Genomic DNA, 22891 nt, shown 5'->3' with positions numbered 1-22891 from the left:
TCGTCACGGATGCAGGTGGACGTAGGCATATTCACCTGGAGGAACGTCGATTATGAGAAACGTCGAACGAATCACCTCGGTAAAAAGCGAACTGCTCGACATCTTTATGAGTATGGAAGTCGATGAGCATGTTCAACGGCGGCGCAGTGCCGCGCAGCGCAGCTTAAGAGCGCGTAGGGGCATCGAGCTGCATCGGGAGTTTCAGAAGTTATCGCGAGATATCGCCCCCTTGGCAGATGATGAGCAAGAGAGCGAATTGCATTAAAAAAGTGCACGAACTTAAAAGGTAGGCTTAAAAAGTATACCTAAAGATTGAAGGGTGCTGAAGCAGATCCGCCCCGCTTATGCGCAGGGCGGCACTGCTCAATGGTGCTGATTGTCCGTGATGGCTTAGAGGAGCCCGGTAACGAACACAGCAATCACGCCTGCGGGTGCTATAAAGCGCGCGATGACGTTCCATACGCTAACGCCTGTGGACGAAAGCCCTAGTTCAGCCTCTACACTGTCACGCTTCAAACACCACGCAACAAATATAATTGCTCCTAGCCCGGTTAATGGCAGCAAGATCTTACTGGTGAAGGTATCCAGTAGATCAAAGATGTTCAGTCCTAAGAACAGCACTTCAGACCACACGTTGAACGATAGCAGTGCGGCAACCCCTAGCGCCCACACGGCGATGCCGCTAACGAAAGTTGCCGCTAGGCGCGACAACGACGTGCGCTCTTCCAACGTTTCTACCACGGGCTCTAACAACGAAATCGCCGATGTTAACGCCGCGAAGGTAAGCAGTAGGAAGAACATCAGACCTAGCACCGTACCGCCTGCCATGTTGCCGAAGGCCAGCGGCAGCGTAACGAAAATCAAGCCTGGGCCTTCTCCCGCGCTGAGCCCATTAGCAAATACGATCGGGAAGATTGCTAAGCCCGCCAACAGCGCGATCGCCGTATCCAGAATAATAACGGTGCGTGCGGTACTGATCAGGTTAACGTCTTCGCCTAGGTAGGAGCCGTAGGCCATCATAATGCCCATACCCAGCGATAGGGTGAAGAACGCTTGTCCCATCGCGGCGAGTACAACACCGCCGTCAAGGGCACCCCAATCCGGGCTGAACATAAAGCCTAGCGCTTCACCAAAATGGCCGCTGGTCATACCATAGCCCACTAACACTAGCATCAGTACCACAAGTGCGGGCATCATGATGCGTGCCGCGCTTTCCAGGCCTTTGGTCACGCCACGAGCGACGATACCAATGACCAGGATGATAAAGGCCGTATGCCAAAGCAGTAGAGTCGTTGGGCTAGCCAACATGCCGCCAAACAGGCCACTAATGGTGTCAGCATCTTGGCCGTTAAACGTTCCAATGACGGAACTAAGAGTGTAGTTCAGTGACCAGCCACCAATGACACTGTAAAAAGACAGAATCAGGAACGCCGCTAATACGCCGCTCACACCGATTAACGCCCATGCCTTGGATTTACCGTGACTGGTTGCAAGATCAGCCATAGTGTTAATTGGATTTTTTTGGCCACGGCGGCCAATCATCCATTCAGCCACCAATATGGGCAGGCCCACCAACGCCACGCAAGCAAGGTAGACAAGCACGAAAGCTGCCCCACCACTGTCGCCCACCATGTAAGAAAAGCGCCAAATGTTACCAAGGCCAACGGCTGAACCAGCGGCCGCCAGCACAAACCCCATGCGCGATGACCACTGTGCATGTGCAAGTTTTGCCATGAAATCACCTGTTTAGTTAATTGTAATAAGGCGTTATTAGCCTAATGTGCCGATTTTCGGAAAATAGGGAAGTTTCTGCGTTATTTTCCGAAAGTACGCGCAATTTATCCGATCGTGCTAGGGGTTGCCAGTCAGTTAGCCTAAAAAGATTGGTTAAAACAGTTGGCTCTGCTTCTCGTCGGCGAATGGCGCAAGCGCTGGCAAAGTGATGCGTTGTTGAACTTCATGGTACAAACAGCGTGCCAGTTCTGGTGATGCTCGATTGTCAGCAGTATGCACAAATAAGAAAGGGGTTTTCCCCTGACTTATCCACAGGGTGAGTCTGTCTATCCACGGCGTGAAGTAGTCCCTGTTAATTGTTTTGTCAATATGGCCAATAAAGCGAATGACTGGATAATTTGCTGTGGAAAGCACGTGTAGCGGGAGTTTCGGCTTTTCTTGCTGGGCATGCGCTAAGCCAGGATGGTCATTGGCGGGTGTTGAAAACAACGGACGAACATCAAGCATTACGCGGTTAGCTGAATAAGTTATTAACAAGCGGTTTAGGGTTTTTTCAGCGTCTCCTTTAAGGAAAAAAGCGCGGTGGCGTACCTCCACTGCACACGGTAAGCCGGCCGGCCATTGAGCAAGAAGTGCTTCTAGCTGGGGGAGCTCCGAAGGGCCAAAATCACGTGGTAGCTGAACCATGGTAGGGCCAAGGCGATCATGCAGTGGCGTGAGTGCTTCGAGAAACGCCCAGGCATTTTCTGGATGGGTTAACCGCTGGTCATGGGTGACTGTAGCAGGAAGTTTAAAACAGAAACGAAAATGAGGCGGTATTTGCCTCGCCCACGCGGCCACCGTTTCTGCCTTGGGTGCGCCGCTATAAAACGTTGTGTTGCCCTCAACGCTTGAAAAGACCGCCGCATAATCGCTTAACAGATCCGTTTTGGCATGCCTTGGATAAAGAGTGCCAAGCCAATCCTGATTGGCCCACATGGGCAGACCAAGGTAAAGCGGTAGCGTCATGTTAAGGCCTTTCGTGGTTATCTTTATGCTAGTGTAACTGTTTCATAGAAGCGTTTAGGCGCTTTTCTAGGGCACTGTTTCTAGGGCGTCGTTTCTAGGACATTGTTGCGAAGATTAAATAGACAAAAACTGCTTGGATGAGCATTGGCATTAATCAGTACTGCTCTCGGAGAATGAGCAAAAAAGTGCATAGTGTTCCTCCAAGAACTGCATAGTGAAGGCAGTGGGAAGCCGCTAGGGTTAGACGTACCTCATAAGTAATAAAAAGGTAACGACCCATGACTGCATATCGCTCTCCCTCCGACTGGCAGGCTTTCGTCGAGAGTTGTATCGACTTCCGTCCCGATGAAGGCGTTTTTAGGGTTTCTCGTGACATGTTCACCGATCGGGCGCTGTTCGATCTCGAAATGGAACTCATCTTCGAAAAGCAGTGGATCTTCGCCTGCCACGAAAGCCAAATTCCCAATAAGAACGACTTTATTACCATGCAGGCTGGCCGTCAGCCGATGATCATCACTCGTGATGGCAAGGGAGAGCTGCGCGCGCTGGCCAACACCTGCCAGCACCGTGGGGCCACCCTGACCCGGGTTGGCAAGGGTAACCAGTCCACCTTCACCTGCCCGTTCCACGCCTGGTGCTACAAGTCCGATGGCCGTCTTGTCAAGGTCAAGGCGCCGAGCGAATATCCCGAAGACTTCGACAAGGCCAGCCGTGGCCTGAGCCAGGCGCGCATCGAAAGCTACCGTGGCTTCGTCTTTATTAGTCTGGACACAGAATCCACCGTCAGTCTCAAGGAGTTCCTCGGTGACACTACGCTGTTCTTCGACATGATGGTCGAGCAGGCGAAGGATGGTGAGCTGGAAGTGCTGCCTGGTGAGTCGCGTTACACCTTCAACGCCAATTGGAAGCTGCAGAACGAAAACGGCCTGGATGGCTATCACGTAAGCACTGTGCACTATAACTACGTTTCCACCGTGCAGCACCGCCGTGAGCTAGAAGCTCAGCAGAAGGGTAGCAGTGGTGACACCCTCGATTACAGCAAGCTAGGTGCCGGTGATAAAGATACCGACGATGGTTGGTTCTCCTTCAATAACGGCCACAGCCTGTTGTTCAGTGACATGCCTAACCCCCAGGTGCGCCCTGGCTACGCTGCGGTGATGCCGCGTCTACTAGAGCAGCTTCCAAAGGAGCGTGCTGAGTGGACTATGCATCGCCTGCGTAACCTGAATATCTACCCCAGCTTGTTCTTCATGGATCAGATAAGTTCCCAACTGCGCATCGTGCGCCCGGTGGCTTGGAACAAGACGGAAGTGATTAGCCTCTGCTTGGGCGTGAAAGGCGAGTCCGATGCTGATCGCGAGAATCGTATCCGCCAGTTTGAGGACTTTTTCAACGTCTCCGGCATGGGGACCCCCGATGATCTGGTGGAATTCCGTGAGCAACAGCGTGGCTTCGAAGCGCGAGCCACTGAGTGGAATGACATTTCCCGGGGCTACCAGTGCTGGGAGTACGGCGAGACCCACAATAGCCAGGTGCTTGGGATTAACCCGGTGATCACCGGAACCGAGTTCACCCATGAGGGGCTCTACGTCAACCAGCACGGCAGCTGGCAGCAAATGCTGCTTGCGGGTCTCGAGAAGAAAGCACTCAAGCTCCAGGAGGTATAAGTCATGAGCCAGCAGCAATCCATCGAACAGTTTCTCTATCAGGTCGCCGAACTCTGTGACAGTCAGGATTGGGATGCTTATTTAGACCAGTTCGCCCCAGAGTGTGAGTTTCATATCCCTCAGTGGAAGGGCGATCATGAGATCACCCAGGATCCGAAGCGTGAGATGTCGCTGATGTACTACGCGGACCGTACAGGCATTGAGGATCGCATCTTCCGCCTGCGTACTGGTAAGTCCGCTGCTTCGACGCCGATGCCCCGCACGCTGCATCTGATTAATAACGTGCGCTTGGCGCCATGTGATGATGGTCAGGTGCAGGCTAAGGTGAACTGGGTCACTCACTTCCACCGCTTCGGTGAGAGCGGCTACTTCTTCGGCACGGCCAGCTACACGCTGCGTGGTGATGGCGACGACTGGAAGATTACCCGTAAGCACACGGTACTGCTTAACGACAAGATCGATTCCGTCTTGGATTTCTACCACGTCTGATGTTGCTGGAGGGCGAGTCATGCATAACACAGCCGCCATTGTCTTTCGGGACGGCACCACCCGCTTCGTCAAGGTCGATAAGAATGAGCTGTTGATGGATGCCGCTCAGCGTCACGGGGTCAATCTGCCGGTGGATTGTCGAGAAGGGGTTTGTGGTACCTGCCGTTGCCTGCGCGAGTCCGGTGATGTCGACGTCGAGTATATCGATGAGGAAGCCTTGACCGAGGAGGAGGTCGCCGCAGGGCATGTATTGGCTTGCCAGACTCGCCTGCGCTCCAGTCAGGCTTCCTTCTACTTTGATATCGATTCCAACGTCTGCAGTGTGGCTACCGAGGTGCATAACGGCACTGTCAGCGCCGTGGAGCAGGTCTCCGATGGCGCTGCCATCCTCGAGATCACCCTCGACGACCCCACTCAGGCACTACCGTACCTGCCTGGTCAGTATGCTCGCATTGAGGTGCCGGGTAGCGATCAGTGGCGGGCTTACTCCTTTGCCACCGCGGCGGTACAGGAGGGAAAGCTGCGTTTTTTGATTCGCCTGTTGCCGAGCGGTGTGATGAGCGATTACCTGCGCGACAGCGCCCAGGTGGGCGATGCCATTTCCCTGGAGGCGCCCTTGGGAGCCTTCTATCTCCGTGAGGTACAGCGCCCGTTACTGATGGTGGCCGGCGGCACAGGCCTTTCTGCCTTCCTCGGTATGCTTGAGGAACTGGCCGAAAAGGGCGAGTGCCAACAGCCGATCCGTCTCGTCTATGGAGTGACCCAGGAGCAGGATCTCAGTGAGCTCGAGCGTCTAGAAGCTTTCACCGAGACGCTGCCCGACTTCGCCTTTGGCACCGTTGTAATGACGCCTTCCGAAGCGTGGCAAGGCAACAAGGGCGTGGTCTGTGACCTTTTCGATCTCGACTTCCTCGCCCAGCCCTTCGATGCCTACCTGTGTGGGCCGCCGCCGATGATTGAGGCTAGCAAAACTTGGTTTGAGGAAAATCCGGTGGGCGAATACCGAGTGTTTTTTGAGAAATTTATCTCTAGTTGAGGTTTCTATGCGCGGCGTCTCTATTGAAGACATTCAAACAGTGCTGGTCGATTTACCGACCATCCGTCCACACAAGCTCTCAATGACCACCATGGCCTGCCAAACCATGGTCATTGTGCGCATGCGCCACTCGGATGGGGTTGAAGGGCTAGGCGAAGGCACCACCATTGGTGGCCTTGCCTACGGCCCAGAAAGCCCAGAGAGCATCAAACGCAATATTGATACCTACCTGGCACCACTGCTGATCGGTCAACCATCAGGCAATATTCATCAGCTACGCGCCCGTCTTAACCGCCACATCCGCGGCAATATGATCGCCAAATCGGCGCTGGAAACCGCGTTACTGGATGCTCAGGGAAAACGTTTGGGGCTAAGCGTGGCCGAACTGCTCGGCGGTGCCCGCCAAACACATTTGCCGGTGCTCTGGACGCTGGCCAGTGGCGATACCGCCAAGGATATCGACGAAGCGCAGTTGCGCTTAGAGCAGCGTCGACATTGTGACTTTAAGTTGAAGATCGGCGCACATCCGGTGGGTCACGATGTACGTCATGTGGCGGCCATCAAAGAGGCCTTGGGGGATCGCGCCAGCGTACGTGTTGACGTTAACCAAGCATGGGATGAGTCCACCGCGGTTCGCGGTATTCAGGCACTGCAGGAGGCTGGTATTGAGCTGATCGAGCAGCCCATTCCTGCCCGTGAGCACGCCGGACTGATCCGACTGGCTAACCGTTTCAATGTGCCAATGCTCGCTGACGAGGCAGTACAAGACGCTCGCGACGGGCTTGACCTTGTCTGTGGCGGTTTCAACGGAGCTTTTGCGCTGAAGATTGCCAAAGCCGGTGGCATGTACGGCGTGCTGGAACTGGCCCATGTTGCCCAAGCTGCGGGGGTTGGCTTATACGGTGGCACCTTGCTGGAGGGCACCATCGGCACTGCCGCGTCACTCCACGCCTGGGCAACGCTACCAGAAATGGCCTGGGGTACGGAGATGTTCGGCCCACTGCTGCTCAAAGACGACATTGTCGTTAAGCCGCTTAACTACCATGACTTTGGCGTCGACTTACCGACAGGGCCAGGGCTGGGTATCACGCTAGATGAAGACAAGGTTACGTACTACTCACGTAAAGACTGCTCACGTAAAGACTAGTCGCGTAAGAGCCGAGGAGGAGAGCGCCATGCTGTATCAGGTAGAAATGACCGTTAAATTGCCGACGGATATGCCCGCCGAGCAAGCGGCAGACATCAAGGCTGCTGAAAAGAGCTACTCCCAAGACCTGCAGCGCCAGGGCAAATGGCGCCACTTATGGCGGGTGGCAGGCAGCTACTCGAACGTCAGCATCTTTGACGTTGAAGATAACGCCGAGCTGCAAGCATTGGTTAGCAACTTACCGCTGTTTCCCTATATGGAGATCAGCGTCAAACCGCTGTGTCGTCACCCCTCTTCAGTGCGTGACGACGATAGCTAATATACCCATGTGCAATGTTAGTTCTTATTAATAACAACAGCTTATAACAAACAGAGGGTTTCACCATGACCGTGAAGATTTTTGACACTCCCGACGTGCAAGACTTCATCAAAACCGTTGCTGGCTTTGGCCAGACCGGCGGCAATGATCGCGCCAAACAAATAGTGCATCGCTTGGTATCTGATCTATTCAAGCTAATCGATGACTTCGATGTGACCGAGGAAGAGTACTGGGCGGCGGTCAATCTGCTCAATTCGCTGGGTAGCCAAACTCAGTTTGGTTTGCTGTCCCCTGGACTTGGTTTTGATCACTACCTTGATATGCGCCAAGACGCTATCGACGCCGAAGCCAAACGCACCGGCGGCACTCCGCGCACTATTGAAGGCCCGTTGTATGTCGCTGGCGCCCCGGAAGCCGAAGGCTTTGCCCGCATGGACGATAGTCAGGATAACGACGGTGAGACCATGTGGCTGACCGGTCAGGTGCGTGACGTGAACGGCACGCCGATTGCTGGCGCGAAGGTCGAGATTTGGCACGCCAATTCCCATGGAGGTTACTCCTTCTTTGATCCTTCACAATCTGAGTACAACCTGCGCCGTACGATTTATACCGACAGCGAAGGCCGCTACACCGCGCGTAGTATTATCCCCTCCGGCTATGGCGTACCCGAAGGTGCGCCCACGGATGTAGTGCTGAAATCCCTGGGACGTCACGGGCAGCGTCCAGCGCATATTCATTACTTCGTCTCCGCCCCGGGCCACCAGCACCTGACCACTCAGATTAACCTGGCGGGTGATCCCTATACCTATGACGACTTTGCCTTTGCCACCCGTGAAGAGCTGGTCGTCACTGCTGAACGTATTGAAGACCCCGCTGAGATTGCCAAGCGTGAACTAGACGGTCCGTTTTCTCATGTGGTGTTCAATGTGGCGCTGTCCAGCGTTGAGGCGCCCGAGCTACAGGTGCGTCATGCCCGGCCGCGGGCTAAAGAAGACGAACAGGATCTCGCCAGTCAACTGGCCGCAACCGCGAAAGTTTGAGTCTGTTTTAAAACCACATAAAAACTATATAAGAGACCCATTATGACTCCTACGAAAGCCTTTCTGAGCACTGCCATGGCGGCTTCTCTACTCTTTGGTACGGTTTCTGCCCAGGCTCGCGATTTCCGCCTGGGAGTGATTACACCTCCTCAGCACCTCTGGTCCACCGAAGCTGTGGCCTTTGCCGACACCCTGCATGAGCGTTCTGATGGCGAGCATAGCGTCAGTGTCTTCCCGGCCCAGCAGCTCGGTAACGAAGCGCAGATGGTTCAGCAATTGCAGACTGGCGCGCTGGACATGGCCTTTCTGACTATCGCTGAAATTTCCAATCGGATTCCTGACTTCGGTGCCCTTTATGCGCCCTATCTGGTTGATGATGTAGATCATGCCGCTCGCTTGCTGCGTTCCGACACTGCCGGTGAACTGCTCGACCTGATGCCTCAGGGCGTGGGCATGGTCGGCGTTGGCTATGGCATGGTGGGCATGCGGCAGGTGCTCTCTCGGGCACCTATCGAGAACCAGGCCGATATGAGCGGGAAGCGCTTGCGTATCACCCCCTTTGAGCCAATCCGTGACTTCTATACTGCTACTGGCGCGGCTCCAGCCCCGTTGCCATTGCTCGAAGTCTATGACGCTCTGGCTAATGGCCAGGTGGATGCCATCGACATGGACTTTGATTCTATCTTGATCCTCAAGTTTTATGAGCAGGCGCCTAACTTACTGATCTCCAACCACATGATGTTCCCTATGGTGGGTGTGGTCTCCGGTCGGGTTTGGCGCGAACTCTCAGTGGAGGATCGTGAGTTGATCGAGACCGCCATGGCTGAGCACCTGGAGAATGTCCTATCCGGATTTCAGGCTAAGGATGCTGCCCAAGAAGCCGAGATCCGTGAGCTTGGCCTGAACATTGTCGAGGCCGATGCTGAGTTCTTCGGCGACGCCATTGCCGAGTGGGAAGCAATCTGGGGTGAGAAGGCTCCGAGACTGGAGATGCTTCGCCAGGAAGCCGACCGTCTACGTGAATGAGGGCGACGTGATGTTGTCACGACTTTCTGACCGACTTGCCAAAGGAGAGGAGATCACTGCCGCTGTCCTAGCGGCGGCAGTGACCCTGCTGATCCTTGTCAATGTGGCCTTTCGTGCCGCCGGCTACCCGATCTACTGGATCAGCGAGCTGGCTATCTACGCCATGATCTGGATGACTCTGCTGATCTCCAGTGCGGTTTTCAAACGGCGCCAAGGGATTGCCGTGACGCTGTTCACTGATCTCTTGCCGACCTCTTGTCAGCGCCTAGTAGGTTTGTTCGTCGACCTAATGGTGGCGCTCTTCGCGCTGATGCTGCTGTGGCTTTGTTGGCGCTGGTATCAGCCATTACTGCTGTGGCAAACCGGCTTCGATATTCAGGCTTTTCAAGGCGAGACCTTTAATTTCATCTATGCCGAGAATACCTCAACGCTGGGTATCAAGAAGTTCTGGGTGTGGCTGATTCTTCCTTGGTTCGCCGCTTCCTTGCTGTTCCACAGTCTGATCAATTTATGCCAATCGCTGTGCAATCTTGGTCGTTCGGCATCCCACACCACTCAAGAGGAGGTGGCCCGATGACTGTCGCTGTCTTTGCTTTGCTACTGCTGGGGGCGGTGCCCATTGCCCTGGTGCTGGCACTTACCGCCATGTTCTATATCCTGGTATCGGGTAATACCGTGCTCTTTGAGTCCTATCCTCAGCAGTTATTCGCGGCCATCGAGAGCTATGGGCTGCTAGCCATTCCACTCTTTATGCTGGCCGGAGAGTTGATGAACGAAGGTGGGGTAACTCGCCGGTTGATCGACCTGGCGCGGCTGCTGGTGGGTGGTTTTCGCGGTGGCTTGGCCTACATCAATCTGGTTGCCAACATGATGATGGCGGCGATTATCGGTTCTGCCGCCTCACAGATCGCCATCATGTCCCGGGCGATGGTGCCAGCCATGGAAAGGGAAGGCTATGACAAGCCCTATAGTGCAGCCATTACCGCTGCTGGCGGCTTGCTGTCACCCATCATCCCGCCCTCGATGCTGTTCGTGCTGTTCGGCGTGATGGCCCAGGTGCCCATTGCGGATATGTTTATCGCCGGTATCTTGCCGGGCCTACTACTAGGGGGCACCTTCTTTCTGACTATCGCCATCATGGGGTTGGTACAGCAATACCCTAAGGGAGAGTGGCTGAGTCGACAAGAAGCAATGAAAGCTCTGAAGATGGGCCTGCCGGCCATGTCGATACCGCTGATTATCATCGGCGGTATTCTGCTGGGTTTGGCGACTCCCACCGAATCGGCGGCGCTGGCTTCGCTGGCGGCGTTGCTATTAGGGCGCTATCTCTATCGTGATTTGAAAGTCACCATGCTGCCCGAGATACTCAAACGCACCGCTATCAATGCTGGCCTGGTGATCATGTTGATCGCTGCCGCTGGAGTCTTTGGCTGGGTGGTCGTCTACGAGCAACTGCCGCAAATGGCCGCCGCCTGGATCGCTGCTTTGACCACCAACCCCTTTATTTTTCTGCTGTTGCTGGTGGGGGTGTTGCTACTGGTGGGAATGATCATCGATGGTATCGCTGCGCTCATCCTGGTAGTCCCCATCCTGCTGCCGATTGCCACCCAGCAGTTTGATATTACTCCCTACCAGTTTGGTGTGGTGGTCTGTCTGACGCTGGTGCTAGGGCTTCTGACGCCGCCAGTGGGTGCAGGACTGTTTATTGCCTCTTCCATGACGGGGGTGCCGCCTATGCGTATCTTCCTGGCATTGTTGCCATTCCTGCTAGCTAGTCTTATTACGTTGGTGTTGTTAGCTTGGCAGCCCTGGCTGACGTTGGCACTCCTCTAGAAAACGGATGTACAACCTTTAAGTAGCAGAGCCCCCTCAAGGTGTGACCTTAAGGGGGCCGCCCACCTTCAAGCTATTCATGGCTACCTGACTAGCAATATCACGGATGCCCTCCATTGGGCTGACCGTAGTCGATAAGAAGTGGGATAGCTCTGCGAGATCTGTGACCACCACCTTAAGGATAAAATCGTGGTTACCGGTCACCGCGTAACAGTCAATCACTTCATCTCGGGATAACAGCGTTGCCACTGCATCTTTGGGAGACGTCATACAGCCTTTATCAACCGAGAGAAAAATAAACGCGGTGACTTTGAGACCGAGCGCCTCTGGGTCAAGCCGTAGGGCATGTCCTTGGATAATGCCATGCTCTTCCAGGCGGGTAATGCGCCGAGAGCACTGGCTTGGCGATAAATTTACCGCCTCGGCTAGGGAGGCCAGGGTTAAGCGAGCATCCCGTTGTAATGCTTGAAGGATCCAGCGATCAAAGCGGTCAAGATGTTCCATTCTTAAATACGACCATTTTATGCAAAGAATTTGCATAAAATGCCTTTTTTGTGACATAGAACGCAAGTTATTTCCTCTCTATCCCTTCTAGAATCATGAGTAGTTCATTATTCGGTTAACTGGAAGCTGCCATGACCCCAACCCTTAAAAGTGTTAGTGAGCTGGACAGTCACGACCCCCTAGCGCCGTTTAAGGCCCACTTCGCTTTACCTGACGGCGTGCTTTACCTGGACGGCAATTCACTGGGGGCCCAGCCTCTGGCTGCTCGAGAAGCGCTTGCCGCTACTCGCGACCAGTGGCGCGATCAACTGATCAAAGGCTGGAATCAAGGTTGGTTTGATGCGCCGGAGCGTTTGGGTGACCTGTTAGCGCCATTGATTGGTGCTGGCGCTAATGAGGTGATCGTCACCGATAACATCACGCTCAATATTTTCAAACTACTTGGCTATATCACCGAAGCGCAGGGGCGCTCGCGCCCCGTTATCCTGAGCGAGGGAGGGAACTTCCCCACTGATGGATATATCGCCCAGGGGCTGTGTCGCTTCGCAGGCTTTGAGCATCGAGTGCTTCCGGAAGGTGCGGCGCTAGCAGATTATCTTGACGACGACGTGGCCGCCGTAGTGCTAAGTCAGGTTAATTACCGGACCGGGCGGCTGCGCGATATGTCGGAGACGACTGCCTTGGTACATGCGCACGGTGCTGAGGTAGTGTGGGACTTAGCTCACTCCGCAGGAGCTCTTCCCGTGGATCTGCATGGCTGTGGTGTTCGCTATGCAGTCGGCTGCACCTATAAATATCTCAACGGAGGCCCTGGAGCTCCGGCATTTCTCTATGTGCACAAAGATCATCAAGACGGTGGCTGGCAGCCGCTATCAGGCTGGCATGGTCACGCGACTCCTTTTGCTTTTGGTGGCGGCTATACCCCCGCTGCGGGCATTACCCGTTTTCGTACAGGAACTCACTCGGCGTTGATCTATGCCCCTCTAGAAGCCTCCCTAAGGCTCTGGCAGGAAGTGGATATGACCGCTCTAAGGGAAAAGAGCTTGGCGTTGAGTGAGCTGTTCCGCAATTGTCTGGCCGATTTACTTGAAGCGGAAGGCATTGAGGATATTACTCTGCCTCAGAGAGAGCGGGGAAGCCAGGTCGCTTTTATCCATCGCGAGCATGGCTATGCCATTGTTCAGGCACTGATTGCACGTGGAGTGATAGGCGATTATCGGGAGCCAGGACTAATGCGCTTCGGATTCACACCACTTTATCTTAGCTATGCAGATGTCTGGCAGGCGGCTCAGCACTTCCGTGAGGTGGTGCAAAATCGAGAGTACCTGGAAGCACGTTTCCAGATTCGCTCGGAGGTGACCTGAGATGTTGCCCGGTGAAGGTTTAGCAGCTCGTGAACATGCTTTTTCGCCGAGTCGCTGGGCCCGGGATTTTGAGGCAACGCTGGATCGCCAAGCCGCGTTAGGTGAGCGGCTCAGGGAGAGTCACCCGCCTAAACGTCTGGTTTATGGAACAGGGCCGCAAGAAGGGCTAAATCTGTTTGTTCCAGAAGGTGAGGGACCTTGGCCGCTAATGGTCTTTCTCCATGGTGGCTACTGGCAGGAATTAAGCGCTTTCGCGATCGACTTTATGGCTTTCCATTGGCTCAAGCAGGGCTGGGCTTTTGCCTCCATGGATTACCCTTTAGCACCAAATGCCTCAATTGAAACGATGGTGGCATCTTGTCGGCAGGGGGTTAAGGCTTTACATCGTGAGTCAAATTCACTTGGGTTGAATGGGCGTATTCACTTAGGTGGGCACAGTGCTGGAGCTCAGTTGGCACTGATGAGTTGTTTAGGGCCAGAACGTCTGAGTGGTATCGAATCGCTCTTGCTGGCCAGTGGGATCTATGACCTGCGCCCTTTGGTGGGGACCTATATAGATGCGCCATTGGGATTAGATACAGAACGAGCAGAGCGCCTCAGCCCACTGTGTCAAGCACTGCAAGGGTTACCACCGCTGCAACTGGTGCATGGTGAGTTTGACCCACCCGCATTTCGTGCTCAAGGGCAGACGCTTAAGGCGATGGCACAGGTTGCTGGTGTGGAAGCGGAGCTTTGTACTCGACCTGAGTGTGATCACTTCGATGTTATCGAGTATATAAATACCAGTTTTATGTTTTTTAATAATAAATAGCGTCAGATTGTTTAAATAACACCATAGTGGGTAAATAAAAGCTATAACTTTCTTAAATGGAGTGACTATGAACAGTCCTGATAATAAAAATGCTAGCCAGAACGCGTTAAACTTGAAAGATGAAGAAAATGTTCACTGGGATCAAGATATTAGTTACGGACAGTACTTGGAGCTAGAGCCATTGTTGTCTTGTCAGCGTCCCCGTTCAGAAGTTCATGATGAGATGCTGTTCGTTATTATTCATCAGGTCTCTGAGTTATGGCTTAAGCAGTGTCTTCATGAAGCCCATGCGGCTGCTAATAATATTATAGCTGACGAGTTGCGCCCAGCTCTCAAAATGCTGACGAGGGTCGCGCGAATACAGGAGCAAATGATTCAGGCCTGGGAGGTGCTGGTTACCATGACGCCAGCCGATTATATTTCCTTCCGTGATAGTCTTGGTCAAAGTTCTGGATTTCAATCGTATCAGTACCGCGAGCTGGAGTTCCTGCTGGGAAATAAACATCCTGGGCTGGTTGAAGCACATCGCTCGCATCCTAAAAACTATCAACACCTGACGAATGTTTTAAACGCACCTAGCCTTTATGATTCTTGTCTTAAATTATTGAGTCGACGCGGCTTTTATCTTCCCGAAAAAGTGATTAACCGAAATTGGTCTGAGCCGTATGTGGCTTCACCTGAAGTAGAGGCCGTTTGGGCTGATATTTATCGCGATACTAACCAGTATTGGGATCTTTATGAGCTAGCCGAGAAACTTATTGATACTGAATACAATTTCCATAAATGGCGCTTTAGCCATATGAAAACGGTGGAGAGGATTATTGGGTTTAAAACGGGGACCGGAGGGACTGCAGGCGTAAGTTACCTTAAAAAAGCGCTTGATTTGAAGTTTTTTCCTGAGCTTTGGTCTGTTCGTACCTCTATGTAGAAAAAGAGTCTAATTAACTCTAGAAAATCTTTCATTTCTTTGTAAAGGCGGTCAGGTGTACCGTCTTTATGCCTAACTTCTTGGTGTGGTTTTTTCACTCCTATTAGCTGAATATTGATAATAAAAATTACGATCCTGGCGATCGTTACCTTTTTAAGGATGACCACTATGATAAAAAAAACATCTGTTTTCGGCGGTGCCTGTATTGTTGCCAGCGTTTGCGTTGGTGCGGGAATGCTCGGTTTACCTACTGCGGGAGCGGGCGCTTGGATGATATGGTCTGCATTTGCACTGCTTGTTACGATGCTTGTTATGACGCTATCTGGCTGGATGCTGTTGGAGGCGTTAAAACACTACGATTATAGAGCATCATTCAGTACCGTTACGAAAGACTTGTTAGGGAGAAAAGTTAGTTATTTTAATAATTCAATGGTTTATTTTGTTGGTGGGGTTCTACTGTATGCTTACATTACATCCGCAGGTTTGATGATTTCAGGCGTTGTTAATATTAGTCGTGAGTTATCTGCAGTAATCTTCGTTATTATATTTTCATCGGTTGTTCTCCATTCTACTAAGGCAGTAGATAAGATCTCTGTTGTGCTGATATTGTTTATGGTGCTGAGTTTTGTTTTGGGGGTTTTTGGACTAACTTTCAATGTTAGGGCATCTAATCTTTTTGGCGGCCTCTATCAAGAGCTTCACTATTTTCCTTATATTCTTGCAATGTTCCCTGTTGCGCTGACATCTTTTGGGTATCATCACTCCGTGGCTTCGTTAAGGTCGTACTATAAAAGCGAAGAGTTGGCGAAGAAGGCGATACTGGGAGGGACTCTGATCGCGTTGTTGTTATATATGGTGTGGATTTTTAGTGTATATGGTAATTTACCTCGCTATGATTTTGGTCCAGTAATTGCTCAGGGCGGAAACATTGATTCTCTATTAGCGAATTTAGGTGATGCAATAGAGTCAGAACGGGTTTCTAATATTATTAGTATTTTCTCTGCAGCTGCCATTTTTTCATCATTTGTCGGCGTTGGCCTGGGCGTGTTTGATTTTATCGCTGATCTATGTGGCTTTGAAAATGATCGTAAAGGACGTGTGAAAACATGGGGATTAACTTTTCTTCCCCCTCTTATATTGTCGTTGTTTTTCCCCTTTGGTTTTTTAATCGCGATTGGTTATGCTGGCGCTGCTGCTACTGTTTGGACATGCATCGTCCCCGCATTGTTGGCAAAAAAATCACGCACTCTTAGCAAAGGTGGGGTGGGGTTTGTGGCACCAGGTGAGAATAAAATGATTCTCTTGGTCGTCTTTTATGGTGTTGCTGTAGCAGTACTACATTTTATGGGAGTTCTAGATTTATTGCCTCACCCTGGCCTATGAAAATAACCGGCTATTGCTTACGCCGGTAAATAGTACTTGGCACTGGTAAGGCAGGGGCTTTTATTGCAACAGTATAGTGGCCGAGCGTTTTAGGGTTTCCGAGGGTAGTTCGCTGAAACGCACCTTGTACTCCTGGGAGAAGCGTCCCAACTGCTGGAAACCGCAATCCATGGCGATGCTCGATACGCTTTCGTTGGGGGTGGCTCGTTCCAGGCGCTGGCGCACATAGTCGAAACGCAGCTGGCGGAAGTAAGCGATGGGAGAGACCCCGTAGTGGGTATGGAAGTCTCGATAGAGCCGTTCTCGGGAGACGCCAGCCGCTTGCTCTAATTCGACTAGGCCGAGGGAGCGATCCAAGGACTCATGGAGTAACGCTTCTAAGTCACCCAGGTAGGCAGGGCGCCCCTGTTGGCGACCTAGTAGCTCGCTTGTGTAGTTGTGAGGCTGGGTATACAGCAGGCTGGTAATCAGCGAGTTCTCGAAGTTGCCCCAAACCTCAGGAATATCGCAGAGCGAACCTTCGGCATGCAGCATTTCCTGCAGGTTAGCTACCATCTGCCACCACTCTTTCACCGTTCCGCTCAGAAGCATGCGTGGGTCAAAGATGACTGGCTGTGATAAATGGCGGTGCAATAGCTGCGATAGTTTGTGTTCAAGGGCTTGGCGGGAGAGGCGTACAAGGCGCTTCTGGCATTGCTCGTTCATGCTCAGGCGCAATGTTTGGCTAGGCGAGATGATCGCGCCCACCGCAGCATCAGAGTCGAATGCTTTATCTTGATACTCCATGCTCTGGGTGCCCTGAAGGGGCAAACTAATACTGTAGCTGTGGGTCAGATCGGCAATGTCGACGGTTACCCGAGTGGCGTATTCGATGGTACCGATCGAAACACTGCCTAGGCAGGTTCCTTGATGGCGAAAGCTGAGCTGACGCGGTTGAGGTACTTCCAGACGATGGGGGCCATTGACTTGGCTCATCCAGCGGCAGGCCGAGTCGGGATGACGAAACTCGGCGGCGATCTGTTGTCGGGTCATAGGTACGGTCATGTTTCCTCCTAGCCTCGCCGCAGTAATCATTATTTTAGGGCCTTAAGGCCATTAGGCGGTCGAGGTTTTGTTCGCATGTCGTTTTTAAGTGCGTATTACGAACTTGTATTGTTATTTTGCCACTTTGGTGAAGTAATGGCCATTCGTCTAAAAGTATTGCTTTTAGTCGCCTGAATAAAGACAAGACCGCAGGCTTCCTTCTTGTTTCTGGCCGATGAGATATCGGCTTCGTAGTGTTTCGCTGGGTGATTCGCCAAATACCTGACGATAACTGAGACTGAAGCGTCCCATATGAGTAAAGCCCCAGCCCATGGCAATTTCGGTGATTGTTGCCTTGTCAGTGTCATTTAGCAGCGCCTGCCGGACTTTTTCTAAACGCACCTGACGTAAGGCTTCCATGGGGCTCTGATGGCGAAAATCCCGGAAGCCAGCATAGAGGGTTCTCAGGCTGACACCAGCCACCGACGCTAACTGCGCCGGTGTCAGCGGCTCTTGGGCATGGGCCTCAATATACTCCTCCACCCGCTTGACATGGCGTGGGGCGAGGCGTTTATCCCCCTGGCGTAGTGCATCGCTGTAATTGTGGGGCTGAGTCGTCAACAGGGTATGGATGATCAATTGCTCAAGCTGGGGGGCAATCAGCGGATCTTGGTATGCCTTCGGTGACTCCTTGAACAACCGAGTAATATAGCCGATTAGGTTGAACCAACTGGGCGTATCGCGCCAGTACATGACGGGGTGAAAACGTAAAGGGGCGCGTAGAGGGCGCCCTAAAAAGCAGCTACAGGCATGCTCTAGTGCTTCACGCTCGACACGTAACATCAACTGATCACAATCTTCACTATAGTGCATCCGGAGTCGTGCCGTAGGGTTGAGCACGGAAGCTAGTAGCTGTCCCGAGTTGATCTGCTTGCCGTCGTTGTCAATCCGGGCTTGTCCTTGTAGGGGCATCTGAATCAGGTAGAAGTGCTCGAGTCGCTCAGGGTCAATGCGCACAGCTCCGCCATAAGCTAGGCGGTTATAGGAAACGCAGCCAAGGGCTACTGAGTGCAGGCGGGCAGATAGTTTGCCACCGCGACTCAATGGTTCCAGGCTATGTGACTTAAAGATATTGGCGACGTTTGTGCGTGTTTCCTCTGCGGCAGTCGAGCGGAATACCAAGTTCCGATGATCCTCCATCAGGGCTCGCTTCATCCAACTGGGTAGTGATTGTTGCGCTGTCATAAGGATCTCAATTGTTGTTATGTGCCCGCATTAATGGGGAGTGCCGAAAGCCTTTTTAGTATAAATAGCGATTTTCTTGATTCATTTCTTGGAAAATTATTTTCTGCACTTAGCGGATAGAGATGGCAATTAGCGGATCGTGAAGTGCTTACCTTCTTGTCTAAGGTAATGGCGTGGACTTTAGCAATGACCCGCCAACAACAACGAAAGGTATCTACATGGGCACTTCTATCGAGATCAAAGCAGCGGATGGCAGCGGAAACTTCACTGGTTATCTGGCCGTTCCGGCCTCTGGCAGTGGCCCCGGGATTGTGCTGCTGCAAGAAATATTCGGTGTTAATGCCACCATCCGTGAAATCGCCGACTACTACGCTGAAGAGGGTTATGTGGTGCTGGCACCGGATCTATTCTGGCGTCAGGCGCCTAGCATTGAATTAGACTATACCCCGGAGGATTGGCAGCGTGCCTTTGGTTTATTTCAAGGCTTCGATCAGGAGCTCGGTATTGAAGATATCGCCGCTGCTGTCGAGACCCTACGGTCGCTTCCTGAGTGCAGTGGTGCCGTAGGTGCCCTGGGCTTCTGTCTCGGTGCCCGTCTGGCCTATTTAACGGCTTGTCGTTGTGATGTAGATGCCGCAGTGGGTTACTACGGCATGGGAATCGAGAACCATCTGGACGAGGCAAAAAACATCCGTGGGGCTCTAGTGCTGCACTTCGCCGAACAGGATGAATATTGTCCCACTGTTGCCCGCGAGGCGATTCAAGCCTCCCTGGGCGGGCAGGATAATATCGAGCTGTATCTATACCAGGGTGTCGATCATGCCTTTGCCCGACCTCATTCAGAGCACTATCATAAGCCCTCAGCGCTAATGGCTCATCAGCGCTCGGTGACGGCTTTTCGTAATGCGATGGGGCCTCATTACGACCTCTCGGCGCTGTGGGATAAGCATTGCGAGTATGAGTTTTCCACCCGCAACGTGGACGACACCATGGCCACAATGGTGGAACAGCCCTATGTCAACCATATCCCGACGCTTACGGGCGGGGTGGGGTATCGGCAGCTCTATCGCTTCTACAAGCATCACTTCGTCGACAGTAATCCCGCCGACACTACTCTGATTCCTCTATCACGCACTATCGGTGCGACTCAAATCGTTGATGAAACATTGTTCTGCTTTACCCACGATCGCGAGATCGATTGGTTGCTACCAGGGATTGCGCCCACTGGTAAGTATGCGGAGATCCCTCTCGTCGCCATCGTCAAGTTCCGTGGTGACAAGCTCTACCATGAACATATTTACTGGGATCAGGCTTCGCTACTGGTGCAGATCGGAGTGCTCGACCCGACAGGGTTACCAGTAGCAGGTCATGAGACAGCCGTTAAATTGCTAGACGAAACCTGGCCTTCCAACGAGCTGATGCATACCTGGGGCAACAGCGCCTATCGCTGATCTAATGGCGCGCTTGAAACACCATCAGATTTGGCAAAAAACGCGTTAACACGTAAAGAAAAAGGGTGCCCATGATGGGCACCCTTTTCATTAGCAGCTTGCTAACGACGTTAAGCGCTTTGTTTAGCGTCTTTTTTGGGCTCACTTTGTTTGCTGTCATTGGCATCGCTTGGTTGTGGAAGCGAGGGCAGTGATTTAGCGAGCATATCGACACTATGTCGGTAGTAGAGCTGGCTCTTGTTGTGTTCGCCAAGGCTTGCATAGAGGCGAGCAAGCTCGGCGCATACTTCACCGCTGGGGCGTTGACGTTGGCTGGCTTCAAAGTACTCCAACGCTTTTTCCCACTTACCAGTACGCAGCGATAGGCGGCCACAGGTCAGCAATAGTTCGGGATCGTTGGGGCGTTCTTGCAGCCATTTTTCCGCTTTTGCTAACTGGCGCGCAGCGTCTACGTTGAGCAGGCCGTAGCGTTTTACTAAGCGCGCATCCCAGTGGTTGTCCAGTGAGTGATTAAGCAAGCGCTCAGCAATAGGCTCTTCGTTAGCCTGTAAAAGCGCCTCGGTATAGAGCACGATTAGCTCGGTATTGCCGCGTAGATAGTCCGGCATATCGGCCCATAGCCCGCGTACACGCTCGATATTCGTGGGGTTTTTGGCCTCAAAAATAATCAATTCACGGTATGCTTTGAATTCCAGCTGCTCACGCTCTTGCTGAGTGATCAGCTTTTGCGCTGCCAAACGGGGTATTAATTGGCGTAAGCCTTCCCAGTCGTTAACGCTTAGGTGCACTTGCTTAAGCAGCTTGAGGACTTGCGGGTGGTTGGGCAGCTTTTTATCCAGACGATTCAGAATGGCCAGCGCTTCTTCAGGCTGCTGACGATCAATCATCAGTTGAGCTTGCATCAGGCCAATGGCCGTATCGGCTCCCTCGGTAGTGAGCTGAGCCTGATTCAAATGCTCCTGAGACATTTCATGGTGACCCTGGTAATGCGCCGCCAGTGCCGCAGAAAGATAGTTCACAAGAGGTGTACTGGAATCGTCAGCCGCTCGCACCAGCGTTTTCTCGGCTTTTTTCCAACGACCTTCGGTTAACGCGACCAGACCACGCACGGTGCGCTTCATGGCACGACGATTGCGTGCACGGCTATTCCAGGTGCGAAAACGCCCGACTGGGCGAATAATGCCGCTGAGCAGGCGTAATGCAAAGTGCAAAACGATGAAGGCACCCAGTAGCAGCACCAAGCCGAACCAGAATGACGTTTGTACCGAGGTGTCACCAACGCGTATTAACCAGTAGCCGGGCACCGACATCATTAGGTGCCCGAACAGTGCGCCGACCGCTAAGCCGGCAACAATTAAGAGGATTAGCTTTCTCATGCATCACCTCCACCTTGGCGACGCGACTCAAAGCGGTTTTCAATAAAGCCCGCTAGTGCCTGTTGCGAAGCACTGATGTCTGGTAACTCAGGCTGCACCTGGGTTTGCTTCAGTTCTTGCAGGCGAGCAATAACGCTTTGAGTCTCTTCTCGTTCGGTATCGTAGTAGCCGTTGAGCAGCGTCAGTGCCTTATCGATGCTTGCCTCAAAAAGCGCTTGCTCTTCTTTAAGCAGTGCCAACTGAGACTGTTCAAGAATCAGGCGTAAGCTTTGACGCAGATAGGACTCTTGCTCTGGGGTAATCAGTGTTTCTAACGCTTCGTCGTGCTGACGAATGACCACAAGATCTTTTAGCTCTTCCCCAAAGCGAGCCAATTGACGTTGGAAGGTGCCCGTGGGTGGCTGCTCAATGCTAGAGGTAACGGCGCGCTCTTCGATCTCTTGTGACAAGCGTAGGCCAGCAATACGTTCTTGCTGAGCGTTCAATGCAAGATAAATACCCGTGCGATCAACCTGGGGTACGGCGTCCAGAGCGGCAAGTTCGTTAGCAATTTTACGACGTACTGGCGTTAATGCAGGGTTGTCGGCGTCGACCAGGCGAGCATCGGCGGTGCGCAGCAGGGCGGCCGCACCTTCAACATCACCTTCCAATTGCAGGCGTTGGTTGGCTAACCGTAGCAGGTAGGCGGCTTCAGCGTGCAGCCAGTCTCGCTCGTCGGTCTCCTGCTCTTGAGAAAGCTGTGCCAGCACGTTGTCTAATGTGCTGTTGACCTCGCCACGGTAGCTGTCCAGCTCGCTACGCAGTTCGCTCATCGTGCTATCCAGCGCTTGGGTACGCTCGGCTTCGCCGCTCTCAATACGTGATGCTAGGTTGCTAACCTCTTGCTGCGAAGCACTGCTTTGCGTTTGCTGGGCCAACTCGTCTATACGCTGCTGCTGATTATCCAAGCGCTGCCAGCCTTGCCAAGCAGCAAACGCGACGGCAAGTGCCAGGATAATCACCAGCGCAATGGCGATACCACTGCCTTTGCCACCACCACTGTTCGTGGTGCTGTTCTTAGAAGAGGGCGGGACATGCGCAGCATTGCTAGACGTGCTATTGCCACTGCTCGTTGGCTTGGCGCTTGCCGTCTGCTTGGAGCCTGCTGACGGCTTAGTATCTGTAGAAGATTTGGTATCTGTAGAAGATTTCGTGTCTACAGAGGATTTCGTATCAGCTGCCTGCTGGGGAGCGTCGCTTGGTTTGGCCGAGGCTTGGTCGTTAGTGACGTTCGCTGAGGTGGTGCTGGCACTGGGCGCGCTAGAGCCCGCTTTATTACGGCGACGCGAGCGGCTGTTTTTAGCGGCATAAGAGGATGATGCCGCATTGCCTGCTGTTGACGTTTCGCCGCCCGACGCGGCTGACGCGGAGGTGTCGCCCGGTTTAGCGTCGTTTTGAGTTGTATCGGCAGACGCGTTGTGTACGCCTTCCTGATCATTTGGTTGTTTGCTCATCTGTCGCTAGCCCT

At 52.9% G+C, this 22891-nt stretch carries 22 protein-coding genes; 15 read left to right on the top strand and 7 right to left on the bottom strand.

The features are described 5' to 3' along the window. Nucleotides 1-52 precede the first annotated feature (52 nt). Nucleotides 53-265, top strand: a complete 213-nt coding sequence (locus IR195_RS19880; RefSeq protein WP_125753091.1) for a PA3496 family putative envelope integrity protein — start codon at nucleotides 53-55, stop codon at nucleotides 263-265. 125 nt (nucleotides 266-390) lie between these two features. Here the strand turns inward: IR195_RS19880 and IR195_RS19875 are convergent, their stop codons facing one another. Together IR195_RS19875 and IR195_RS19870 are read right to left on the bottom strand one after the other, a co-directional pair. Next, nucleotides 391-1734 carry a sodium-dependent transporter gene (locus IR195_RS19875; protein ID WP_125753088.1) on the bottom strand — a complete coding sequence of 448 codons (1344 nt, stop codon included), beginning with the start codon at nucleotides 1732-1734 and terminating at the stop codon, nucleotides 391-393. A gap of 153 nt (nucleotides 1735-1887) precedes the next feature. After that, complete coding sequence (locus IR195_RS19870) at nucleotides 1888-2742, bottom strand: DUF72 domain-containing protein (RefSeq protein WP_206048421.1); 855 nt, start codon at nucleotides 2740-2742, stop codon at nucleotides 1888-1890. Nucleotides 2743-3020: 278 nt separating this feature from the next. Between IR195_RS19870 and antA the strand changes: the two genes are divergently transcribed. The 9 genes from antA to IR195_RS19825 all read left to right on the top strand — a co-directional run bounded on the left by antA (nucleotide 3021) and on the right by IR195_RS19825 (nucleotide 11299). After that, nucleotides 3021-4409, top strand: a complete 1389-nt coding sequence (gene antA / locus IR195_RS19865; protein WP_206048420.1) for an anthranilate 1,2-dioxygenase large subunit — start codon at nucleotides 3021-3023, stop codon at nucleotides 4407-4409. Nucleotides 4410-4412: 3 nt separating this feature from the next. Then, complete coding sequence (gene antB / locus IR195_RS19860) at nucleotides 4413-4898, top strand: anthranilate 1,2-dioxygenase small subunit (protein ID WP_206048419.1); 486 nt, start codon at nucleotides 4413-4415, stop codon at nucleotides 4896-4898. Between the two features lie 19 nt (nucleotides 4899-4917). After that, nucleotides 4918-5934 carry an anthranilate 1,2-dioxygenase electron transfer component AntC gene (antC, locus tag IR195_RS19855; RefSeq protein ID WP_125753076.1) on the top strand — a complete coding sequence of 339 codons (1017 nt, stop codon included), beginning with the start codon at nucleotides 4918-4920 and terminating at the stop codon, nucleotides 5932-5934. Between the two features lie 7 nt (nucleotides 5935-5941). Continuing rightward, nucleotides 5942-7081: a muconate/chloromuconate family cycloisomerase gene (locus IR195_RS19850; protein WP_206048418.1), complete on the top strand. Its 1140-nt coding sequence runs from the start codon at nucleotides 5942-5944 to the stop codon at nucleotides 7079-7081. A 28-nt stretch (nucleotides 7082-7109) separates the two neighbouring features. Then, nucleotides 7110-7400: a muconolactone Delta-isomerase gene (gene catC, locus IR195_RS19845; protein WP_089040225.1), complete on the top strand. Its 291-nt coding sequence runs from the start codon at nucleotides 7110-7112 to the stop codon at nucleotides 7398-7400. A gap of 65 nt (nucleotides 7401-7465) precedes the next feature. Beyond that, nucleotides 7466-8440: a catechol 1,2-dioxygenase gene (catA, locus tag IR195_RS19840; protein ID WP_125753067.1), complete on the top strand. Its 975-nt coding sequence runs from the start codon at nucleotides 7466-7468 to the stop codon at nucleotides 8438-8440. Between the two features lie 42 nt (nucleotides 8441-8482). Continuing rightward, nucleotides 8483-9466 (top strand): TRAP transporter substrate-binding protein, encoded by a 984-nt coding sequence (locus IR195_RS19835; RefSeq protein WP_125753064.1) that lies wholly within the window; start codon nucleotides 8483-8485, stop codon nucleotides 9464-9466. Nucleotides 9467-9476: 10 nt separating this feature from the next. Continuing rightward, nucleotides 9477-10043: a TRAP transporter small permease gene (locus tag IR195_RS19830; RefSeq protein ID WP_206049836.1), complete on the top strand. Its 567-nt coding sequence runs from the start codon at nucleotides 9477-9479 to the stop codon at nucleotides 10041-10043. Continuing rightward, nucleotides 10040-11299 (top strand): TRAP transporter large permease, encoded by a 1260-nt coding sequence (locus IR195_RS19825; protein ID WP_206048417.1) that lies wholly within the window; start codon nucleotides 10040-10042, stop codon nucleotides 11297-11299. The genes IR195_RS19830 and IR195_RS19825 overlap by 4 nt, the downstream gene beginning before the upstream one ends. 36 nt (nucleotides 11300-11335) lie before the next feature. Here the strand turns inward: IR195_RS19825 and IR195_RS19820 are convergent, their stop codons facing one another. Next, nucleotides 11336-11803, bottom strand: coding sequence for an Lrp/AsnC family transcriptional regulator (locus IR195_RS19820; RefSeq protein WP_186808794.1), 468 nt, complete (start codon nucleotides 11801-11803; stop codon nucleotides 11336-11338). A gap of 131 nt (nucleotides 11804-11934) precedes the next feature. Between IR195_RS19820 and kynU the strand changes: the two genes are divergently transcribed. The 4 genes from kynU to IR195_RS19800 all read left to right on the top strand — a co-directional run bounded on the left by kynU (nucleotide 11935) and on the right by IR195_RS19800 (nucleotide 16289). Further along, nucleotides 11935-13167, top strand: a complete 1233-nt coding sequence (gene kynU / locus IR195_RS19815) for a kynureninase (protein ID WP_206048416.1) — start codon at nucleotides 11935-11937, stop codon at nucleotides 13165-13167. A gap of 1 nt (nucleotide 13168) precedes the next feature. Then, on the top strand, nucleotides 13169-13978 hold the full coding sequence (locus IR195_RS19810; RefSeq protein WP_206048415.1) for an alpha/beta hydrolase: 810 nt from the start codon (nucleotides 13169-13171) through the stop codon (nucleotides 13976-13978). A 67-nt stretch (nucleotides 13979-14045) separates the two neighbouring features. Continuing rightward, a complete protein-coding gene (gene kynA / locus IR195_RS19805; protein ID WP_206048414.1) occupies nucleotides 14046-14906 on the top strand; it encodes a tryptophan 2,3-dioxygenase in 861 nt (286 codons plus the stop codon). 168 nt (nucleotides 14907-15074) lie between these two features. After that, a complete protein-coding gene (locus IR195_RS19800) occupies nucleotides 15075-16289 on the top strand; it encodes an aromatic amino acid transporter (protein ID WP_206048413.1) in 1215 nt (404 codons plus the stop codon). Nucleotides 16290-16349: 60 nt separating this feature from the next. Here IR195_RS19800 and IR195_RS19795 read toward each other — a convergent pair whose 3' ends face one another. Next, nucleotides 16350-17333 carry an AraC family transcriptional regulator gene (locus IR195_RS19795; protein ID WP_206048412.1) on the bottom strand — a complete coding sequence of 328 codons (984 nt, stop codon included), beginning with the start codon at nucleotides 17331-17333 and terminating at the stop codon, nucleotides 16350-16352. A 162-nt stretch (nucleotides 17334-17495) separates the two neighbouring features. Beyond that, nucleotides 17496-18557, bottom strand: a complete 1062-nt coding sequence (locus tag IR195_RS19790) for an AraC family transcriptional regulator (RefSeq protein WP_125753051.1) — start codon at nucleotides 18555-18557, stop codon at nucleotides 17496-17498. A gap of 173 nt (nucleotides 18558-18730) precedes the next feature. Between IR195_RS19790 and IR195_RS19785 the strand changes: the two genes are divergently transcribed. Continuing rightward, entirely contained in the window at nucleotides 18731-20008 is a 1278-nt protein-coding gene (locus tag IR195_RS19785; RefSeq protein WP_241006771.1) for a dienelactone hydrolase family protein, read from the top strand. Nucleotides 20009-20118: 110 nt separating this feature from the next. Here IR195_RS19785 and IR195_RS19780 read toward each other — a convergent pair whose 3' ends face one another. Then, the gene (locus IR195_RS19780) at nucleotides 20119-21384 is read right to left on the bottom strand and encodes a heme biosynthesis HemY N-terminal domain-containing protein (protein ID WP_125753045.1); all 1266 of its coding nucleotides are present in this window, start codon (nucleotides 21382-21384) and stop codon (nucleotides 20119-20121) included. Next, nucleotides 21381-22877 (bottom strand): uroporphyrinogen-III C-methyltransferase, encoded by a 1497-nt coding sequence (locus tag IR195_RS19775; protein ID WP_206048411.1) that lies wholly within the window; start codon nucleotides 22875-22877, stop codon nucleotides 21381-21383. Before IR195_RS19775 ends, IR195_RS19780 begins: the two co-directional genes overlap by 4 nt. Nucleotides 22878-22891: the final 14 nt, after the last annotated feature.

It is taken from the genome of Vreelandella venusta (assembly GCF_015689495.1).
Lineage (GTDB): Bacteria > Pseudomonadota > Gammaproteobacteria > Pseudomonadales > Halomonadaceae > Vreelandella > Vreelandella venusta.
This window is presented reverse-complemented; position numbering and strand designations above follow the sequence as displayed.